The sequence below is a fragment of the Duganella sacchari genome (genome assembly GCF_900143065.1).
Classification (GTDB): domain Bacteria; phylum Pseudomonadota; class Gammaproteobacteria; order Burkholderiales; family Burkholderiaceae_D; genus Rugamonas; species Rugamonas sacchari.
Genome location: NZ_FRCX01000009.1, coordinates 19,112 through 35,886, shown reverse-complemented (window position 1 = coordinate 35,886; position 16,775 = coordinate 19,112). Strand labels below are relative to the sequence as shown.

The following is a 16,775-nucleotide window of genomic DNA, read 5'->3' as shown; positions in this document are numbered from 1 at the left end:
CGGATATTCCCATGACGACCTCTTCCCGCCGCATCCATGTGGTGTCTTTTACCGGTAACAGCGGCCTCACCGATTACGCAGTTTCGCTGTGCCGCGAGCTCGACAAGCTGGCCGATGTTACCCTGGTGACTGCCGCCAGCTATGACCCGGCCCGCTACCAGGTGAACTTCCCCTATGCGAGCCTGTTCCGTCGCACGCGCCAGTATCCGGTAGATATTTTGCGCTATATTGCCTACACCCTCAAAACCCGGCCGGAACTGGTGCTGTGGCAGTCCTGGCTCAAATATCCGTTGCTGGAAGGCTGGATCGTCATGCTGCTGCGTCTGTTCGGTATCCGCATGGCGCTCACCATTCATGACTTGCTGCCGCACGAACCCAAACCATGGAGCCGCATGGTGTGTGCCTGGTTCTATCGCCGCTTCGATAAGCTGATTGTGCATTCCGAGCGCAGCGTCGAGGGCTTGCGCGCCATGGGCGTGCATACAGAACCGCTGCTGGTGCCGCATGGTATCTACGACATTTTCCGCCTGGCGCCCCTGACGCGCGAGCAGGCCCGGGCCGAGTTGCCGGGCATTGGCCCGGACGACTTCGTGGTGCTGTTCTTTGGCCATATCGATGTGCGCAAGGGCATTCTGGAATTCCTGCATACCAGTGAGCTCATGCGCGACCAGCCTCACATCAAATTCGTTGTCGCAGGCGGTCGGGGCAGTACCCTGCCAGCCGCTGCGGCGGCGGAGCTGGACCGCTACAAGGATGCACCCAACGTCATCCTGCACGATCACATGATTCCGTTTGAACGCGTCCAGTACTACTTCACGGCAGCGCATGCAGTGGCCTTGCCTTATCTGGAGGGGACCACGAGCGGCGTGATCAAGCTGGCCATGGCGTTTGACCGTCCCTTCATCGCCACTGACATCGGCGATTTTGCCGAGACCTTGCGTGACTGGTCCGGACTGCTTACCGCAGGCAAGCAGCCAGCAGCGGAATTTGCCGATGCCATCGCGCGCATGCGCGCCGACTATGCACGCTATGCGGCCGAGTTGGCCGACAAGAGCGCCAAGTACCAGTGGCCCACCATCGCGCGGGCTCATGCACAATACCTGTCGCTGGCCTGAGTCGGTGGCCCAACTGGTTTGATCAATTGAAGAGGGAGTGAGTCTTGGCGTCTATCGCGGTAGTCGTTCCAGAGCTTTTGCCTGTGCCAGCGGTGCAGGGCGGGGCTGTGGAGCATTGGGTGCAGGAAGCGTTCGAGCGCATGCATGATGGGCAGACCGAGGTGACGGTCATTTCGCGGCCGGCCGGCGACGGCGTGGCCAGTCCGCTTAATCACATCGGTATTCCCTGGACCGCCGCTGAACGCTGGTGGGCACGCCTGAAGGACCGAGTGACCTGGAAAAATCCGTTGCGCTATGTCGCCAAGCTGCAGAACGTGTGGTCGTATGGACGCCGCGCGGGCGCTGCCGTACGGGCGCTGAAGGTGGATATCATCAATATCCACAATGAGCCCAATCTGCTCTTCTTCATCAGCAAGCAGCCAAGTCAGAAACTGGTTCTGCACATGCATAACGACCATTTGTCGATCCGCCTGTTCCGGCCGTTCTACCGGCGCGCATTGAGCAAGGCCGATTGCGTGGTTTTCATTAGCGAGTATTTGCTGCGACAGGCCGCGCGCCACTTCCCTGAACATGCAGGCAAATTTGCCGTGGTGCTCAATGCCACCGATCCCGATGTGTTCAGGCCTTATGGCGATGAGGCCGGCCAACGCTTGGCGGCTGTGCTGCCACGTAATCCAGGTCTGTGCCATTTGCTATATGTCGGACGGCTCGTTGAGATCAAGGGCGTACACGTGCTGATCGAGGCATTTCGCCAACTGCATGCGCGCCGCCCCGAGACCAGGCTGGTGATTGCCGGGTCGTCGTTCTTTGCCGGCGCAGCGTCCACGCCTTACGTGGAAAGCTTGATCGCATTGGCCGCGCCGGTCAAGGATGCCATTATTTTTACCGGCTATCTGCCGCACGACCAGCTCAAATACTTGTACTCTGCAGCGGATATCGCCGTGGTGCCCTCGGTGTGGCAGGAGCCTAGCGGCTTGGTGGTGCTGGAAGCCATGGCCGCCGGCACGTGCATGGTGGCCAGCGCGGTGGGCGGTATACCGGAGCTGGTGCTGGATGGCGAGACGGGGGTGCTGGTGGCCCCGGACAGCCCGGCTGCCATTGTGGAGGCCGTCGATAAGCTGTTGGACCAGCCGGAGTACCGGCATCATATCGCGCGGCGCGCCCGCGAACGGGTGCTGGAAGTATTTACCTGGGAACGCCTGGTGGCGGACCTGCATCACATTTTCGGGAGTCGCGCATGATCGCCATTGTTTATCCGCAGTTTTACGGCGTGGGCGGCATTGCCCGCTACTTGGATTCGTACTTGTCTAATCTACCGCCGGGCCAGCGGATCTTGCTGGTGACTGGCGACGAGCACCGCAAAGAGTTGAGCTATCCGGGTGTTGAGATGATGCACATTCCGATCACTTCCAGCCGCTTCAGTCTGATCGAATGGAGCCTCAAGGTGCGCCGCCTGCTGCGCCAGCTGTACGCGGACGGTACCATCACCGGCATCAACTTCCATTTCCCGCCGCTGATACCCGGGCTGTTCTTGCCGCGCGAGGTGCCAGTATTGCTGACCGCGCACACCACGTATCTGGGCATGTCGGGCCGCTACTATGAGCAGCCGCTGTTCCAGAGCCAGTGGGGGGCGCTGTCGTTGTGGATCAAGATGCGCATGGAGCACTTCATTTTCCGTCGCGTGCGTAGCGTGATTACGCTGTCCGAACAGGGCCGCCAGGAAGTGCTGCGCTACGGCTACAAGGGGCCGATGGCCATCATCCCGAATGGCGTCGACCTGGAGCGCTTTGTGCCTGCGCCGGGCGTCACCCAGGATATCGACGTGCTGTTCTGTGGCCGTATCGAGCGCCGCAAGGGCAGCCGGCCAATGGTCGAACTGTGCCAGCGACTGGTGCGCGAGCAGCCGCAGATCCGCATCTGCATCGTGGGCTACGGTGATGACGATGAGCACGTCAAGGCGGAACTGGGCCCGCTGCCCAACGTCACGCTGACCGGCAAGGTGGCGTTTGCCGAGATGGCCGGCTACTACCGCCGCAGCAAGGTGTATGTGTCGACCTCTTACTACGAGGGCTTGCCGGGCACGTGCCTGGAGGCGATGGCCATGGGCTTGCCGGCGGTGGTGTTTGATTTCCTGTTTTACCGCGAACTGGTGATCCAGGGCGAGACCGGCTGGCTGGTGGCGCCGAACGACCTGGCCGCCATGGCGCAGCAAATTCAGGCCGCGCTCGCCGATCCGGCCCGTGCGCACGCGATGGGGCAGGCGGCACGCGCGCGGCTGGCCACTGATTTCAGCTGGGCCAGCCTGGCCCGCCAGGTCAGCGCCCGCTTTGACATGGCGCCTGCGCCATGAAGGTGATGATCATCGGCATCCGCGGCTTTCCCAATGTGCAGGGCGGCGTGGAAACCCACGCCGAGCAGCTGGGAACGGAACTGGTGCAGCTGGGCTGCGAGGTCGAAGCCGTGGTGCGCTCGCCCTACCAGCCTGCAGCCGTGGGCGACCATTGGAATGGCATACGCTTCAAGTCGCTGTGGAGCCCGCGCTCGCGCGGCCTGGAAGCCATCATCCATACCACGCTGGCGGTGCTGTATGCCGGCTGGCGCCGGCCGGACGTGCTGCATATCCAGGCGATCGGCCCCGGCATCGTCACGCCGCTGGCACGTCTGCTGGGGTTGAACGTGGTGGCAACCCACCATGGTCCGGATTACGACCGCCAGAAATGGGGGCGCTTTGCGCGCGCCGTACTGCAGCTGGGCGAACGCTGGTCGATGCGTTATTCGCAGCAGGCGATCGTGATTTCCAGCGTGATCAAAGAGCTGGTGCAGCGCAAGCACGCGGTGGATGCGGCGCTGATACCGAACGGCGTCAAACTGCCGGCGCTGCTGCCGGCCGGGGACACGCTGGCGCGCTTCGGCCTTGACGCCGGCCGTTATGTCTTGCTGGTGAGCCGCATTGTGCCGGAAAAGCGCCACCTGGATCTGATCCAGGCTTATGCGCAAGCCAGGCTGCCAGGCTGGAAGCTGGTCCTGGTAGGGGCGTCGGACCATCCAGATACTTACACCCAGTCGGTGCTGGATGCTGCGGCCGCTCAGCCTGGCGTGGTCTGCACCGGCTTCCAAACCGGCGCGGCGCTGGCCGAGCTGTATGCCAATGCCGGGGCGTTTGTGCTGCCGTCGTCGCATGAGGGGTTGCCGATTGCCTTGCTGGAAGCGTTGAGCTATGGACTGCCAGTGGTGGCCAGTGACATCCCTGCCAACCTGGCGGTGGACTGTGCCGATATCCGCTACTACCCGCTGGGTGAGATTGAGGCGCTGGCAGCCGCGCTGGAGCAGGTGGCGGCACAGCCGCTGGCGCCGGATTACCGCGACCGGCTGCGCGCCTTTGTTGGCGAGCGCTACAGCTGGCCGCAGATTGCGCGCCAGACGTATGCGCTGTATCGCCGCGCTTGCGGAACAGCGTGAACCAAGAAAAAAGGCCCGGTTATTATTAACCGGGCCTTTTTTGTATCGAAGCAGCCTGCGGGCTTACTTCCAAGTCTTCATCACCAGATTCATTTCGCTCAGGCGTTCCAGCTGGTATTTACGGCTGTTGGTGGCGGTAATATTGTAAGTGCCTTCCTGGGCTGTCCAGTCAAATACCCATGCCGCTGACAGTGGTACACGGCTGGCGATGATGGTGCTGGTCATTTCGTAGAACTTGGACTTGGCGACGGCAGCGCCCAGATCTTTGTCGCTGGTGCCAAACTCACCAATGAACAGCGGACGTGGATCGATCAGCTTGCCGGTCGAGTCGACCTGACGGCTACGCGCCAATGCGGCCACAATGATGTTATTAAAGTTGCCGGGAACAACACTTGGATTGACTGTGTCAACGCCGAAGCCAGCAAACTCGCCATATGGATACAAGTGCAACGACACGGTGTCGGCCACATTGTTGTCGCGTGACAGAATGCTGGAGAACTGCGTCGGCGAGTCAAGATCCCACTTGGTCGGCAGGTGGTAGGCATTGTTACGCGGACGGTCATTGCCGCTGAAGATAGGGTGCGTTTTGTCGATGGCGCGCACGGTGCGGGTAAAGTCAGCCAGCGAATCCATGATGGTGGCCACGGTGAAGTTATCGGCGGCAGTCCGGGCTGGCGCCGTCGACGAGCGGGGAATCCATTGATAGTTGTTGAGGCTGGCTGGAAGGTCCATCAGCGCAGTCGCTTCATTGGCAAATTCCCAGCCCCATAGCGCGGGATTGTCTTTGTAGCGGGTAACCATTTCAGTCGTGATCTTACGCATCAGCACGCGGGTTTTGCTGTTGGTATCCCCCCAGGCTGGCACGCGTTCGCCCAACATGTCGGAGAATGCAGGGAAGTTCCAGAAGATATCCATAATCACGCCGATATTCTGCGCGGCACATTCCTTCATGAATTCATCCAGGCGCGCATAGAACTGCGTCGGATTGGCCATGTAATTCTTTTGAATGTTCTCCGGCCAGAAACCAATCGCATTGATGCGGATGAATGGGATATTGTAGGTCTTTAAGGTCGCAAGGCCCGCTTTCCAGCTCACGTCTTTCCCGCCCGATTCGACATGGCGCAGGAATGCGTCCTGGTAGTTAACGCCAACGCCGTAGAAGGTTTTACCATTCAGGAGGAACACGCCAGTGCCAGCTTTGAAATCGGCTGCGGAAGCGGTGAGGGCCATACCGAGCAGGGCGCTCAGCAAAAGTTTCTTAATAGTTTTCATAGGAGATCCGCCGCGTTAAGTTGAGGACGCACGCAACCGGCATCAGGGCATGGTTCACGCGTCGGGAAAGTTTGGAGCAAGATCGCTAAATAGACAGCAACTTGCGCAACGCTTATTTTACGCGCAAACAAATGCACGGCAACCGAATTTACGCAAATTTGTTGCCTCCATGATGCAAGTGTAATGTAATTGATATCTTTTTTTGGCACCGCGGCAAGCTTGCCAAAAACTTTGTCTGATAGCTATTTGATAGATATTATCACAACAATTCATTGTAAAATACCACGCGACGGCAAGCGGCCGTTGGTGCGCATTAACGGAGAAAGTACATGAAAATATTGGTTACTGGGGGACTCGGCTACATCGGTTCGCATACATGCATAGAATTGCTGGCGGCCGGACATGAGGTAGTGGCCATCGACAACCTGGTCAATAGCAAAGCCGGCGTGGCGCAGCGAATTGCTGCGATTAGCGGCCAACCCTGTCAGTTTCATGAAATCGATGTGCGTGATGGCGTTGCCTTACGCACGCTGTTCGCGCGCGAACAGATTGATGCAGTGGTGCATTTTGCGGGCCTGAAAGCGGTTGGCGAGTCGGTGCAGCAGCCGCTGCGCTACTACGACTACAATGTGCACGGTACCCAGGTATTGCTGGAAGTTATGGCCGAGGCCAATGTCAAGACCATCGTGTTCAGCTCGTCGGCAACGGTCTATGGTGATCCGCACGCCGTGCCGATTCTTGAAAGCTTCCCGCTGCAGGCCACCAATCCTTACGGCCGCAGCAAACTGATGATTGAAGAAATCCTGCGCGATGTAGCCGTTTCCGATAGCACATGGAAAATTGCGCTGCTGCGCTACTTCAACCCGGTTGGCGCCCATGAAAGTGGCCTGATCGGTGAAGATCCGAACGGCATACCAAACAATCTGATGCCGTATATTGCCCAGGTAGCGGATGGCCGGCGTGAGCAGTTGTCGATCTTTGGCAATGACTATGCAACCCCGGACGGTACGGGTGTGCGTGACTACATCCACGTGGTTGACCTGGCGGTGGGGCATGTGAAAACCCTGCAGAAGCTGGCGGCTGCCAGCGGCGTGCTGACCTACAACCTTGGTACAGGCAACGGCAGCAGCGTGCTGCAGATGGTGCAAGCCTTTGAGCAAGCGAGCGGCCGCCGTATTCCCTATCAGTTCGCGCCGCGCCGTGCCGGTGATATTGCGCAGTGCTATGCTGATCCAAGCCTTGCTGAGCAGGAATTAGGTTGGCGCGCTGAGCGCGGTATCGAGCAGATGTGTGCTGATACTTGGCGCTGGCAAGCGCACGCAGCCGCCAACCTCGCTTAACCGTTACTCCAGACCGGCCTGCTGCCTGCGAAACATTCTCAGCAGCCGGTTGCGGCCCAAGATATAGCGCTGCTCCAGACTCAGTAGATAAGGGCGGAGGCGGCTGGCCGGCAATTCGACGAAATTCCATGAGAAGTAGGCGATGCATAAGCCCATCGCCATTGCCAGGCCGAAGTTGATCCACCAGTGGTGGAAGCTAGGCCCGAAATGCGCCACCAGTTGCTGTAACGGAAAGCCATATAGATAGAGGCCATATGAGTAGTCGCCGCTCTTGATGAAACTGCCTTTTTGCGGATTGAGTAGACCCATATAGGTGGTGATATAGGTCAACGGCAGCGGCGCTAGATAGGCGCCTTTTTGGGTGATGAGCAAGGCGATGGCTGCAGCTACTGCGATGCCAAACAGCGTGAGCGAGTACGGGATGACGTCACGATAGATATACAGAGCCACGCCATAAAGAAAAGCCATGATCAGTGCCTGACCTGGTACGAAGTCGCCTGTCGAATCGGGGCGCATCAGACCGCGCGCCACAAAGTAGCCCTGGATTACCACCAGCATAACCACGAAGCTTAGCGGCGTCCGACGATACCTACAAGTGACAGCAGCGACAATGCCACATAGCACTCCAGTTCCCAAGGAATTGTCCAGAGTTGTCCATTGATGACTTTAGGGAATGGATTCGTCTCAAATACCCCTGGCAACGTATAGTGGATGATGCCAGCGATGTTGAGGAAGTAGCTGTGGAATTCCTGTGAAGAGAAGTAGGTCGACAGGGGGACGGTCGTGACCAACGGGCCGAGCAGCAGTGCGGAAATCGTCACTTCGAGGAACAGCGCAGGCACGATGCGGACGACGCGTAAGCCAAGGAACATGAATAAAGTTTTGCATCGCAGCAAGCTTCCTGCAACCAGGAATCCACTCAAGGCAAAAAAACATATCAGAATCGAGCGCACCGGCACGAGGAAAAACTGCGATAAATCATGCGCTGCGTCACGCCCTTCGCTCAGGACGTAGGAGTGCCACAGGATAACGGCAAGTGACAAGATCAGCCGTAAATAATCGAAGCCGCTCGCCCGATTGTTGGTTTCAGTCATGCGAGCCTCAATAGACAGGCGCCCCGGAATTGATTGCACAGATTTCTCCTGGTTAATAATAAATGCGAGCCAGACGGCACATCTTAAAAATTGTAACATTGATATGCTAAAATGTCGCGCCGCAGCATCTTATTGCGCGCACGATACAAAGTTGCATGTCACAACACACGGTTGTCATGTCACAATTGGCGGGAGTGCGCGAAATGTTGTAATATTGCCCACTTAAAACGCGGCATCTGCAATGCCAGAACATGCTGCTGGTCGATGTGGTGCTGACCATCCCAGTTGCGCCAAATGATAATTGCGACAAAGGAGTGACTAGGAATGAAAGCAATGATACTTGCTGCAGGTAAGGGCACGCGTGTGCGTCCGCTGACGTATGATCTGCCCAAGCCCATGATTCCAATTCTGGGCAAACCGGTGATGGCATATCTGATCGAACACCTGGCCAAGTACGGGGTCAAGGAAATCATGGTCAACGTCAGCTATTTGCATGAAAAGATCGAAGATTATTTCGGCGAAGGCTATCAGTACGGGGTGCAGATCGGGTATTCCTTTGAAGGCTATACCAATGACCAGGGCGAAGTGGTGCCACAGCCGCTGGGTTCGGCTGGCGGGATGAAAAAAATCCAGGAGTTCGGCGGCTTCTTCGATGAGACCACCATCGTGCTGTGCGGCGACGCGCTCATCGATCTGGACATCAAGTCGGCCCTGTTCGAACACAAGCGCAAGGGCGCGATGGCCTCGGTGGTCACCAAGGAAGTGCCGTGGGATAAAGTGTCGAGCTATGGCGTGGTGGTGACCGAGTCCGATGGCCGCATCAAGTCGTTCCAGGAAAAACCCAGCCAGGAAGAGGCGCTGTCCAACTTTGCCAGCACCGGTATCTATATCTTTGAACCGGAAGTGCTGGACCTGATTCCTAGCAAGGAAACCTTTGACATCGGTTCCGACCTGTTCCCGCTGCTGGCCGCCAAAGGCATGCCGTTCTACGCGCAGACCCGCAGCTTCAACTGGATCGACATTGGTACCGTCACCGATTACTGGGAAGTGTGCCAGAGCGTGCTGATGGGGGAAGTGGCGCACCTCGATATGCCCGGCATCCAGATCAATGATGGTCTGTGGGTCGGCCTGAACACCAGCATCGACTGGGAAGGCACCACGATCGAAGGCCCGGTCTACATCGGTTCCGGCACCCGCATCGAAAGCGGCGTCAGCATTGTCGGACCTACCTGGATCGGCAGCGGCAGCCATATTTGCAGCGGCGCCCAGCTCAAACGCAGCGTCCTATTTGAGTACACCCGAGTGTTACCGAATGTTTCTCTCGACGAAATGATCGTGTTTAAAGATTATAGTGTCGACCGGTCCGGTGACATGAAGCATGTCTCCGACTATGATCCAGATGCCTGGGCCAATGCGCGCGACCGCCGCAATAAGCGCCGTCTGGACAAGAATATCGTTTCAATCCAAAGAGTGTAAGTCCATGAAAATCTATCCTGTCATTCTGTCCGGCGGCGCTGGCACCCGTTTGTGGCCATTGTCGCGCGCGGCGCTGCCGAAGCAATTGCTGCCGCTGGTATCGGACCGCACCATGTTGCAGGAAACCGCGCTGCGGCTGCGTGACCATGCTGCGCTGGAAGCGCCGCTGATCGTTTGCGGCAACGAGCACCGTTTCCTGGTGGCCGAGCAGTTGCGCGAAATCAATCTGGCGCCACAAGGCATCATGCTTGAGCCGCTGGCGCGCAATACGGCACCGGCGGTCGCGGCGGCGGCCTTGTACCTGCAGGCGCTGGACCCGGAGGCGCTGATGCTGGTGCTGCCGGCCGACCATGTGATCACGGACGTGCCGGCGTTCCACGCGGCGATTGACCAGGCGGCGCAGGCGGCGCAAAACGGCGCGCTGGCCACGTTCGGCATTGTGCCGACCGCGCCGGAGACGGGGTATGGCTACATTCACGCTGGCCAGGCGCTGGCGCAGGCGGGAACGTTTGCAGTCGACCGCTTTGTAGAAAAACCGGACCGCGCCACGGCACAGGAATTCCTGGCCGCTGGCACTTACTACTGGAACAGCGGCATGTTCTTGTTCCGCGCTGCCACCTATCTGGCCGAGCTCGAGGCGTTTCAGCCGGCCATGGCCAGCGCCACGGCCGCTGCGGTCGCCCAGAGCTATCGCGACCTCGATTTCTGCCGTCTCGATGAAGCCGCATTTGCTGCCTGCCCGGCGGACTCGATAGACTATGCGGTCATGGAGCGCACCCGCCATGCCGTGGTGGTGCCCGCCTCGATCGGCTGGAGCGATGTGGGCTCCTGGTCGGCGCTGTGGGAAGTGCAGCCGGCCGATGCCCAGGGCAACGTCAGCCGTGGCGACGTCTATCTGGACGATGTCAGCGGTTCGCTGGTGCGCGCGGAAAGCCGGATCGTGGCCGTGGTTGGCGTCAAGGATCTGGTGGTGGTGGAAACCGCGGACGCGGTGCTGGTGGCGCACAAGGACCAGGTACAGCGCGTCAAGAATATTGTCGAGCACCTCAAAACCCAGCAGCGTACCGAGCACTTGCACCATACCCGCGTCTATCGTCCATGGGGCTGCTACGAGGGCATCGATCTGGGCGAGCGTTTCCAGGTCAAGCGCATCACCGTCAACCCGGGCGGCAAGTTGTCGCTGCAGATGCACCATCACCGTGCCGAACACTGGATCGTGGTCAGCGGTACCGCCCGCGTGACCTGCGGCGATCAAGTGACGCTGCTGACGGAAAACGAGTCGACCTATATCCCGATTGGCATGAACCACCGTCTGGAAAACCCGGGCAAACTGCCGCTGCACCTGATTGAAGTGCAATCGGGCAGCTATCTGGGCGAAGACGACATCGTGCGCTTCGAGGATGTCTATCAGCGGAGTTGATCCATATCGCCGCCGCCCACGCCGTATGTTACAGTGCCAGCCGACGTTTTTCATAACTGCATCTGAGATTGGAACCTGTAATTGCGAAAGATGATAGTGGCTTGGGCGGCGCTGTTTTGCCTGCTGGGGGTGGCACACGCACAGCTGGCGCCAGCACCAGCGGGCTTGAAGCCGGCACAGCTGGCACTGGTGATCAATGATGACGAACCCAACAGTGTCGAGATCGGCGAGTATTACCGTCAGACGCGCAATGTGCCGGCCGAGAACGTCGTCCACGTGCGCATTCCGGATCGGCCACGCAAGCTCGATGCGGCGCAATTCCGCCAGCTCAAGGAACAGATCGACGCCAAGCTAGGGCCGCATATCGAGGCCGTGCTGATGGTGTGGACCGCGCCTTATGCCGTGGAGTGCAACTCCATCACGAGTGCCTACGCCATGGGGCTGGATGCGACGATCTGCGCCACGCCTTGCGGCCCATCCAAACCCAATCCGTATTTTGGCAGCGCCTCGGCGCATCCGTATGCCGAGCATGGCATGCGGCTGGCCATGCTGCTGCCGACCGACTCCATCGAACAGGCCAAGGCGCTGATCGGGCGCGGTGTGGCCAGCGGCTTCAGTACGCCAGCGGCCAGCGCGTATTACCTGACCACCAGCGAGCATGCCCGCAACAGCCGGGCAACATTCTTTCCCCGTGCCGGCGTGATTGCAACGCGCAAGCTGACCATCAAGCGGCTCAATGCCGATGCGATAGAAAATGAAAAAGACGTCATGGTCTATCAGACCGGGATGGCGCGCGTTGCCAAGCTCGATACGCTGCAATTCCTGCCCGGTGCGCTGGCGGATAGCCTGACATCGTTTGGCGGTGATTTGCTGGGGAGCGCGCAAATGAGCAGCCTGCGCTGGCTCGATGCGGGCGCGACCGCCAGTTATGGCACTGTCAGTGAGCCCTGCAATTATTGGCAGAAGTTCCCGCAGCCCAGCATGCTGCTGGCGCATTATCTGCGTGGCGTGAGCGCGATTGAGGCGTATTGGCGCAGTGTGGCCTGGCCCGCGCAAGGGGTGTTTATTGGCGAGCCGCTCGCCGCGCCTTACCGGCGTTGAGGCGCCAGTGCCGCCGGCATAGCGCGGCGCCAAGCAGCAGTAGTCCGCTCAGCAGCATGCCGTACTGTTGCGGCTCGGGTACGGCGGGAAGGGCGGCGCCCTCGGTCGACATGGGACGGTAGTGCTCGCCATGCTGATAGGGCGGATTGGCGTAAGCGGACCAGCTGCCAGGGCCGCCATCCGCGCGCCACAGATTGCTGTCGCCATCACCGTGCCTGACCGTCATCCAGCTGTCTACCGGCGTGGTGCCCGGGCCGCCCAGTGAACGGTGGGTGCCCGGTAGGTCATCGAGCAGTTTGAGCGCCTCGTCCTGCGGCTGGTCCGCAGCCTTCATCTGCAGTTCAGTGTCGGCCGCTTCTGCATCGGCCAGGTAGCAATGCCGGCGCCAGGTTTGCCGCAGCTGTTCTTGCTGCTGCGCTGGCGTGAGCGCGGTGCCGGGCTGGCTCAGACAAGGGGACGGCGAGGCCGGCGCCGATACCGCGCCACCTGCCGACGCAAGACCGCTGAACGTCAGCGTGGCAGCACAAAGCAGGAGGCGACAAGGCAGGCAGGTTTTCATGGGATTCGATTAAATATTAGAAACTAATATTTCACTGTGGTAATCAGTGTAGCACGTTCTCCATAAATTGCTATGGCAAATCACGGACGCCGCACACGCGCAGCTTTAGTCTGAACGGACTAAGCCTGCGTCATGATGCCGTCATGACGAAGTCCTAATATGCAAATTGCAAGCTTCAAAGTCAATTTGTTAATATTCCAGGACAGTTCATGAAAAAAATTCTCCCTCCGCCGGCGCGCACCGTGATGGCCGCCGCCCTGTTGGCCGGTCTGTCGGCCCACGCCGCCGCTGTTGCCGTTGCTCCAGTGTCATCCCAGGTGGTGATCAGCCAGGTGTATGGCGGTGGTGGCAATTCCGGCGCCAAATACAAGAACGACTTTATTGAACTGTTCAACCGCGGCAGCACCGCCGTGGACATCAGCGGCTGGAGCGTGCAATACGCCAGCGCGGCCGGCACCAGCTGGCAGGTGACCAAGCTGAGCGGCAATACCGTGCTGCAGCCTGGCCAGTACTTCCTGGTGCAGGAAGCCGTCGGCACCGGCGGCACCGACGACCTGCCGACCCCGGATACGACCGGCACCCTGGCGCTGAGCGGCACCACCGGCAAGGTGGCGCTGGTGGCCGGTACCGCAGCGCTGGCGGGCGGTTCGCCGGCGGTGGGCAGCTTTGCCGACCTGATCGGCTTTGGCACGGCCAGCTATTTTGAAGGCACGGTGGCGCCGACCCTGAGCAACACCACGGCGGCCCTGCGCGCTGCCGGCGGTTGCACCGACACCGACAACAACGGCGCCGACTTCAGCAGCGGCGCGCCGGCGCCGCGCAACCGCGCCAGCGCCCTCAATGTGTGCGGCGCGCCGACCGCGCCACCGATCGTGGCCACCTGCCCGGGCAACCTGTCGCTGGCGTTTGGCGTCAACGGCGTTGCCGACCTCAGCGCCACCGATGCCGACGGCATCGTCAACAGCGCCATCATCACCTCGGCGGCGGTGCCTGGCATCAGCCTGGTCAACTTCCAGCCGGCGTCGGCAGCGGGTGGCGTCGCCACCGCCAGCCTGAACGTGGCAGCCAGCGTCAAGGCCGGCACCTATCCGGTCACCGTCAAGTTCGGCAACGACCAGACGCAGGAAGCCAGCTGCGCGATCAGCGTGGCGATCAGCGCACCGGCCGGCATCACCCACACCATTCCGCAGATCCAGGGCGAGGGCGATGCCAGCCCTTACGCCGGCACCGTGCAGACCACCGAAGGCGTGGTCACGGCCAAGGTCGGCTCCGGCTTCTTCCTCCAGGACCCGGACGGCGACGGCAATCCGCTGACCTCGGACGGCATGTTTGTGTTCACCACGGCCGGCAATATCGGCACCGTGCAGGTCGGCGACAAAATCCGCATCACCGGCACCGTCAGCGAATACACCCCGTCCGGCGCCAGCCGTTCGTACACCGAACTGACCACCATCACCAACATCGCCAAGCTGGCCGGCGGCATTAGCGTCACGCCAACCAATGTCCAGCTGCCGCACGCCAACCTGGGCCAGGTGGAAGGCATGCTGGTGCGCTTCAGCCAGCCGCTGACCGTATCGCAGCTGGAGTTCCTGGGCACGCGCGGCGAAGTGACGCTGTCCTCGGGCCGTCTGGAAATCGCCTCCAACCGCTATCGTCCGGGCACGCCGGAAGCGATCGCGCAAGCGGCCGCCAACCAGCGCAACCAGATCATCCTCGACGACGGCATCTTCACCACGCCGACCACCATCCCCTACCTGGGCGACGATGGCTCGCTGCGCGCGGGCGACACCGTGTCCGGCCTGACCGGCGTGGTGGACTTTGGCGCCAAGGGCGGCGGCGGTGCGGGCTTCAAGCTGCAGCCAACCGAAGCACCGGTGTTCTCGCAGGATAATCCCCGCACGGCGCCGCCAGCGCTGGCGGCCGGCAACATCAAAGTGGCCAGCGCCAACGTGCTGAACTACTTCACCACCTTCACCAACGGCACCGATGTGGCCGGCAACACCAATGCCGGCTGCTCGCTGGGCAGCAGCATCTCGAAATCGAACTGCCGCGGCGCCGACAATCTGAACGAGTTCAACCGTCAGACCGCCAAGATCGTGGGCGAACTCAAGGCCATCAACGCCGACGTCTACGGCCTGATGGAAATTCAGAACAGCGGCGAGTACACCGTCACCAAACTGGTCGATGCGCTCAACGATGCGATCGCGCCCGGCACCGGCCTGAAAACCTATGCCGTGGTACCGAAGCCAGCCGCGACCGGCACCGACGCCATCCGCGTGGCCATGATCTACAAACCGTCGGCACTGACGCTGGTGGGCGGCGCGCTGTCGGACGCTGACGCCATCAACAACCGTCCGCCGATGGCGCAGACCTTCCGTGCCGCCAACGGCGCCAAGTTCACGCTGGTAGTCAACCACCTGAAATCCAAGGGCAGCTGCCCGACCGGCGGCGCGGACGCCGACCAGAACGACAGCCAGAGCTGCTGGAACGCCACCCGTATCCAGCAGGCCAAGCGTCTGGTGAACAGCTTCGTGCCGCAAGTGGTAGCCTCGGCCAACGATGCGCGCGTGCTGCTGATTGGCGACTTCAACTCCTACGGCTTTGAAGACCCGATCGCTGCCATCACCGCCACCGGCTACGTCAACCAGCTGGAGCGCTTCGTGCGCGGCAGCGGCAACATGCCGTACTCGTTCGTGTTCAACGGCGAAACCGGTTACCTGGACCACGCGCTGGCGAGCCCGGCGCTGAGCCCGCAAGTGGTGGATGCAGCGGAATGGCACAACAATGCGGATGAACCGACCGTGATCGACTACAACACCGACGGCAAGCCGCAGGACAAATACACCAGCGCGCCTTACCGCGCGTCGGACCATGACCCTGTGGTCATCAGCCTCAACCTGCAAGCGCCAAACACCGACGTCAGCGCCAGCATCCGCACCGTGGCTGCGCCCGTGGTGTACAACCGCGCCACCGCCAAGTGGACCGGCAACGTCACCCTGACCAACACTGGCAGCACCGCGCTGAGCGGCCCGTTCCAGGTGCAGTTCGATGGTCTGGTGGCCGGCGCCACGCTGGTGGGCAGCAACGGCAGCCATGACGGTTCGCCTTACCTGACCATTAACCAAGCCACGCTGGCCCCAGGCGCGAGCCTGACCGTGCCGACCGCGTTTACCAAGACCGGCACCGGCAGCGTCACTTACTCGGCAGTCAAAATTTACAGCGGTAACTTCTAAGAAAGCACACGATCATGTTTAACCAAGCACTCAACTTCCGCCGCGCCGTGATGGCGCTGGCACTGGCCGCCTGCGCCAGCCTGGCCTCCGCTGCCGGCACGCTGCATGTCGAACTGAATACCGGCAGCTATGGCAGCAACGGCTATATCGACATCCAGCTCAACAGCTCGCCGCTGGGCGCGGTGAGCACCTTTGCCAACCTGAGCAACTTCGGCAACTGGGGTAGCAGCGCTGACGCCGAGCTGTCGAACGTGACGGGCTCGCTGCTGACCGGCTTCCGCATCGAGAACGTGGCGGGCGGCTACAACGACCTGTTCCACGCGGTGGACTTCAGCAAAGGCAAGGTCAGCTTCGACGTCGCCTTCAGCGGCGACGCCGATCCGTCCGCCCAGTTTGGCTCGACGCTGTCGGTATCGTTGTTTGGCAGCGACAAACAGACGCTGCTGGGCAATAGCAGCAACGTCAATGGCAGCCTGCTGAGCCTGAACTGGACGCCGTCGCTCACGCCAGGCGGCCAGGGCAGTGTGGCCAGCGAAGTATTCGGTTCGGGCGTGGTGACCACGCCAGTGCCAGAGCCGACCACGTGGGCCATGCTGGCTGGCGGCCTTGCGCTGCTGGGCTTTGCGCGCCGCCGCCAACAGGCTTAATTTATTGCTCTTCCCCAAAGCGCACCTTCGGGTGCGCTTTTTTACGTATTTATACGTAA

The 16,775-nt window shown here is 60.6% G+C and carries 14 protein-coding genes; 10 read left to right on the top strand and 4 right to left on the bottom strand.

Features of this window, described 5'->3' with window-relative positions; translation table 11 throughout:
• Window positions 1–11: 11 nt before the first annotated feature.
• From BUA36_RS20145 to BUA36_RS20130, 4 genes are read left to right on the top strand one after another with little or no spacing between them, the layout of a single operon-like run.
• Complete coding sequence (locus BUA36_RS20145) at window positions 12–1,115, top strand: glycosyltransferase family 4 protein (protein ID WP_072787118.1); 1,104 nt, start codon at window positions 12–14, stop codon at window positions 1,113–1,115.
• A gap of 44 nt (window positions 1,116–1,159) precedes the next feature.
• Window positions 1,160–2,356, top strand: coding sequence for a glycosyltransferase family 4 protein (locus BUA36_RS20140; RefSeq protein ID WP_072787117.1), 1,197 nt, complete (start codon window positions 1,160–1,162; stop codon window positions 2,354–2,356).
• On the top strand, window positions 2,353–3,465 hold the full coding sequence (locus tag BUA36_RS20135; RefSeq protein WP_072787116.1) for a glycosyltransferase family 4 protein: 1,113 nt from the start codon (window positions 2,353–2,355) through the stop codon (window positions 3,463–3,465). The genes BUA36_RS20140 and BUA36_RS20135 overlap by 4 nt, the downstream gene beginning before the upstream one ends.
• The gene (locus tag BUA36_RS20130; protein WP_072787115.1) at window positions 3,462–4,574 is read left to right on the top strand and encodes a glycosyltransferase family 4 protein; all 1,113 of its coding nucleotides are present in this window, start codon (window positions 3,462–3,464) and stop codon (window positions 4,572–4,574) included. Before BUA36_RS20135 ends, BUA36_RS20130 begins: the two co-directional genes overlap by 4 nt.
• A gap of 63 nt (window positions 4,575–4,637) precedes the next feature.
• On the opposite strand, the gene BUA36_RS20125 is transcribed toward BUA36_RS20130, so the two are convergent.
• Window positions 4,638–5,846, bottom strand: coding sequence for a cellulase family glycosylhydrolase (locus BUA36_RS20125; RefSeq protein WP_084560257.1), 1,209 nt, complete (start codon window positions 5,844–5,846; stop codon window positions 4,638–4,640).
• A gap of 329 nt (window positions 5,847–6,175) precedes the next feature.
• Between BUA36_RS20125 and galE the strand changes: the two genes are divergently transcribed.
• On the top strand, window positions 6,176–7,186 hold the full coding sequence (galE, locus tag BUA36_RS20120) for a UDP-glucose 4-epimerase GalE (RefSeq protein ID WP_072787113.1): 1,011 nt from the start codon (window positions 6,176–6,178) through the stop codon (window positions 7,184–7,186).
• 3 nt (window positions 7,187–7,189) lie between these two features.
• Here galE and BUA36_RS30030 read toward each other — a convergent pair whose 3' ends face one another.
• Both BUA36_RS30030 and BUA36_RS30025 read right to left on the bottom strand, forming a co-directional pair.
• Entirely contained in the window at window positions 7,190–7,744 is a 555-nt protein-coding gene (locus BUA36_RS30030) for an acyltransferase family protein (RefSeq protein WP_084560256.1), read from the bottom strand.
• A gap of 11 nt (window positions 7,745–7,755) precedes the next feature.
• Window positions 7,756–8,280 carry an acyltransferase family protein gene (locus BUA36_RS30025; protein WP_167544318.1) on the bottom strand — a complete coding sequence of 175 codons (525 nt, stop codon included), beginning with the start codon at window positions 8,278–8,280 and terminating at the stop codon, window positions 7,756–7,758.
• 324 nt (window positions 8,281–8,604) lie between these two features.
• Here BUA36_RS30025 and BUA36_RS20110 point away from each other — a divergent pair, with 324 nt between their 5' ends.
• From BUA36_RS20110 to BUA36_RS20100, 3 genes are all read left to right on the top strand, one after another.
• Window positions 8,605–9,756, top strand: a complete 1,152-nt coding sequence (locus BUA36_RS20110; RefSeq protein ID WP_072787112.1) for a nucleotidyltransferase family protein — start codon at window positions 8,605–8,607, stop codon at window positions 9,754–9,756.
• 4 nt (window positions 9,757–9,760) lie between these two features.
• Complete coding sequence (locus tag BUA36_RS20105; RefSeq protein ID WP_072787111.1) at window positions 9,761–11,176, top strand: mannose-1-phosphate guanylyltransferase/mannose-6-phosphate isomerase; 1,416 nt, start codon at window positions 9,761–9,763, stop codon at window positions 11,174–11,176.
• A 90-nt stretch (window positions 11,177–11,266) separates the two neighbouring features.
• Window positions 11,267–12,277: a TIGR03790 family protein gene (locus BUA36_RS20100; protein WP_072787110.1), complete on the top strand. Its 1,011-nt coding sequence runs from the start codon at window positions 11,267–11,269 to the stop codon at window positions 12,275–12,277.
• Here the strand turns inward: BUA36_RS20100 and BUA36_RS20095 are convergent.
• A complete protein-coding gene (locus BUA36_RS20095) occupies window positions 12,240–12,836 on the bottom strand; it encodes a PEP-CTERM sorting domain-containing protein (protein WP_072787109.1) in 597 nt (198 codons plus the stop codon). The genes BUA36_RS20100 and BUA36_RS20095 overlap by 38 nt on opposite strands.
• 209 nt (window positions 12,837–13,045) lie before the next feature.
• Between BUA36_RS20095 and BUA36_RS20090 the strand changes: the two genes are divergently transcribed.
• Together BUA36_RS20090 and BUA36_RS20085 are read left to right on the top strand one after the other, a co-directional pair.
• Window positions 13,046–16,069, top strand: coding sequence for an ExeM/NucH family extracellular endonuclease (locus BUA36_RS20090; RefSeq protein ID WP_072787108.1), 3,024 nt, complete (start codon window positions 13,046–13,048; stop codon window positions 16,067–16,069).
• A 14-nt stretch (window positions 16,070–16,083) separates the two neighbouring features.
• Window positions 16,084–16,716: an NF038129 family PEP-CTERM protein gene (locus BUA36_RS20085; protein ID WP_072787107.1), complete on the top strand. Its 633-nt coding sequence runs from the start codon at window positions 16,084–16,086 to the stop codon at window positions 16,714–16,716.
• Window positions 16,717–16,775: the final 59 nt, after the last annotated feature.